Raw genomic sequence first — 1,063 nt, 5'->3', positions numbered from 1 at the left:
TGATCGTTGCACTGACCCTGCTGGGGATGTTGCCGATGTACCGGCGGGTGGCGAAGGAGAGCCCGCACGGCCAGGGTTCGGTGGCGATGCTCGAGCGGCTCCTCCCGTTCTGGAAGGGCAAGTTCTTCGTGCTGGTACTTCTGGGCTTCGTCGCAACGTCCTGGATCATCACGATCACCCTGTCGTCGGCGGATGCCACGGTCCACCTTCTTGAGAACCCATATGCGCCCAGCTTCCTCGAGGGGCATGCCGTGACGATCACGATCGTCCTGCTCCTCACCCTCGGCGGCGTCTTCCTTCTCGGTTTCAGCGAAGCCGTGGCGGTTGCCATCCCGCTGGTGGCGGTGTATCTCACCCTGAATGCCGTCGTCATCGGCGTCGGCCTCTACGACGTCCTCACGGATCCAGCCGCTCTCGCCGGATGGACAGACGCCCTCACCTCCCGCGGCGGGGGGTTCGGTGATCTTCTCGGTCCCGCCATCATCGCTTTCCCGCTGCTCGTGTTGGGTCTGTCCGGATTCGAGACCGGGGTGAGCATGATGCCCCTGGTTGCCTCGGCAGGGAAAACCACCGAGGAGCGCCTGGCTTCACGCATCCGCAACACCCGCAAGCTCCTGACCGCGGCGGCCCTGATCATGAGCGCCTACCTCCTCTCGAGCACCTTCGTCACCACCCTCCTCATCCCCGAGGAAGCTTTCGAAGACGGCGGCGAAGCCAGCGGCCGCGCACTGGCGTACCTGGCCCACGAACTCGTCGGAAACACCTTCGGCACCGTCTACGACGTCAGCAGCATCCTCATCCTGTGGTTCGCGGGGGCGTCCGCCATGGCCGGCCTGATCAACATCGTCCCGCGCTACCTACCGTCCTACGGCATGGCCCCCGAGTGGAGCCGCGCCGTACGCCCCGTGGTCCTCGTCTACACCGGCATCAGCATCGTGATCACGATTGGCTTCAACGCCGACGTCAACGCGCAGGCCGGCGCCTACGCCACCGGCATCCTGGCCATGATGGTGTCCGGCGCCATCGCCGTCACGATCTCGGCGATCCGACGCCACCAGCGCCG

1 pseudogene is annotated in these 1,063 nt (G+C 65.7%); it reads left to right on the top strand.

The features are described from left to right. A pseudogene (locus E3N86_RS14175) lies at positions 1-1,063 on the top strand (amino acid transporter); the annotation flags it as partial.

It is taken from the genome of Cryobacterium sp. Hz7, assembly GCF_004402815.1.
Taxonomy (GTDB): domain Bacteria; phylum Actinomycetota; class Actinomycetes; order Actinomycetales; family Microbacteriaceae; genus Cryobacterium; species Cryobacterium sandaracinum.
The sequence above is the reverse complement of the archived record's forward strand: the minus strand, read 5'-3'. Positions and strand labels throughout refer to the sequence as shown.